This is a genomic window from Microbacterium sp., assembly GCF_003248605.1.
In the GTDB taxonomy this organism is placed as follows: domain Bacteria; phylum Actinomycetota; class Actinomycetes; order Actinomycetales; family Microbacteriaceae; genus Microbacterium.
On record NZ_QFPF01000175.1, the window covers coordinates 1 to 2142 of the forward strand.

Genomic DNA, 2142 nt, shown 5'->3' on the forward strand with positions numbered 1-2142 from the left:
GCGCAGGCGGGCGACAAGAAGCGCGGCAACAACGTGGGGTTCGCGCTCACCGTGCTGCAGCGACGCCTCGCCTCAAGTCCGGAGGCGATCCTCCGATCGCTCGAGCGACGCCAAGTGCGACTCGAGACCCGTCTGCGGGAATGGCAGCGCGCGACCGACGAGGCCCGCTACAGCACCTCCATGACTGCGTCTATTGACGAGTGGTCAACCGGCCGCGTCGCACTCGACTTCGAGGACGCCTCCGCTTCGGCGCCAAGCTTCAACCCCGACGAGTTCGATGACCTCGATGAAGAAATCTCCGAAGAAGAACGAGCACAGTTCGAGGCCCGTGTCGACCAGGTGGTCGACCTTGCCACTGCGGCCGAGTCGATCGGTGAACTCCGCGCTGAGATCGCGATCCTCGAAGACCTCATCCGCGTCGCGCGCCGCGTCCGGTTGCTGGATGACGACAAGAAGTGGGTGGAGCTGCGCACGATCCTCGACGACCAGCTAGCCGAGGTTCTGCAAACGCACTCGCCTGTGAACATGCGCGTGCGCGCGGTTTCAGTCTACTCCCATCTGTGGACGGTGACCTTGCCGACTGTGCGGCCGTTCTCGACCAACTCGTGCGCCTCGCGGAGTGTGGTCGGTGAGATCGGCGCGAGTGTCGTTGTGGCCGTGGTGCGGATGCGGCCCTGATCTACAAGGTCAGCGACAGTGTTCAGGAGCTGGTGCTGTTCAATCATGTCCGGGGTCTGCCTGAGCGGGCGGGTGAACATCAGTTCCCAGTGCCAAGCGATGCTCTTGCCCTTGAGCGGGAACACGTCGCGCGGACCGTCGTCAATGGCGACAATATGCCCGAACGCTCGAACGATCCGCGCATAGGTTTCGATCTGCCCCGCGGAATGCGCGGTGAACAGCCAGTCCACGCCATCCTGCGCGACGGCGAGCACCTGCTCAGCCAGGTCGTCGCGGTGGTTCACCACATGCTCCGCGCCCAGGTTGCGCACCCAGGCGGAGCGTTCATCGTCGGAGGCGGTGGCGATCACGGTGACGTTCGGCAGGAGCGCGTCGGCCAGTGCCAGCATGATCGATCCGACTCCGCCGGTCGCGCCGATCACCAGCAGGGTGCCGGTCGAGTCCTCGGTAAGGGCGAGCCGCTCGAACAGGGTCTCCCAGGCGGTGATCGCCGTCAGCGGCAGCGCAGCAGCGTCGGCAAACGACAGCACCTGCGGCTTGCGCCCCGTAATCCGCTCATCCACAACATGCAGGCGCTGGTTCGTACCTGGCCGGTCGATGCTGCCCGCGTAGTACACCTCGTCACCCGGAGCGAACAGCGTCACCGCTGAGCCGACCTCGCGCACCGTACCGGCGGCGTCGAAGCCGAGCACCTTGAACCCGTTCGCAGGAGCGCCTTCCCGCAGTTTCACATCGACCGGGTTCACCGAGACCGCCTCGACCTCGACCAACAAGTCATGCGGTCCAAGTTCGGGCACCTCGACCTCGCGGGCGGTCAGCGCCTCGGGGTCGGTGGCGGGGAGGTTCTTCTCGTATCCGATCGCAGTCGTAGCCGTCATGCCAATTATGGTTCCCCAGACCTACTGGTTACCGTCAAGGCAACCTAGTACCCATCGGATACCATGAACGTATGAGTCAGACCGTGGATGAGTGCGACCGGAACGACGTGTACGCGGCCATGTGTCCGTGCCGCGACATGCTCGACCTGCTCGCCAACAAGTGGAGCGCCCTGGCCATCGGTGCGCTCGAAGACGGGCCGCAACGCAACGGGCAACTCAAACGACGCTTGGAAGGCGTCAGCCCCAAGGTGCTGTCCCAGACCCTCAAGCGTCTCGAAGACCACGGCCTGCTCACTCGCACCGTCTACCCCGAGGTTCCCGCTCGCGTGGAGTACGAACTTACTGACCTCGGACACAGCGCAGCCGCCCCGTTGAAGCATCTGCGCGACTGGGTTGAACACAACGTCGGAACCGACCAGTAGCGACCCCCTCGGCGCTACATCGAGCCAGGAGTCCCGGCCTCCGCGTAATACCGCGTCAACACAGACGAGGCGTCGCGGTCGCCGTCACCGGACACGACAGAGTTCAGCAGGTACCGGTACCCGTCACCGGTCGTCATCACCCTAATTGATAACGTCACACCTAG

Annotated in this window: 2 protein-coding genes; one reads left to right on the forward strand and one right to left on the reverse strand. The window is 64.4% G+C overall.

Annotated features, from left to right (window positions below; genetic code table 11):
* Positions 1-548 precede the first annotated feature (548 nt).
* The gene (locus tag DI573_RS14645) at positions 549-1556 is read right to left on the reverse strand and encodes a zinc-binding alcohol dehydrogenase family protein (protein ID WP_024476678.1); all 1008 of its coding nucleotides are present in this window, start codon (positions 1554-1556) and stop codon (positions 549-551) included.
* Between the two features lie 71 nt (positions 1557-1627).
* Here DI573_RS14645 and DI573_RS14650 point away from each other — a divergent pair, with 71 nt between their 5' ends.
* Positions 1628-1978, forward strand: a complete 351-nt coding sequence (locus DI573_RS14650) for a helix-turn-helix domain-containing protein (protein ID WP_024476679.1) — start codon at positions 1628-1630, stop codon at positions 1976-1978.
* The last annotated feature ends 164 nt before the right edge of the window (positions 1979-2142 follow it).

Excerpts from the sequence above, each read along its gene's own strand:
- DI573_RS14645 (WP_024476678.1), bottom strand. The coding sequence starts at position 1,556 with ATGACGGCTACGACTGCGATCGGATACGAGAAGAACCTCCCCGCCACC.
- DI573_RS14650 (WP_024476679.1), top strand. The coding sequence starts at position 1,628 with ATGAGTCAGACCGTGGATGAGTGCGACCGGAACGACGTGTACGCGGCC.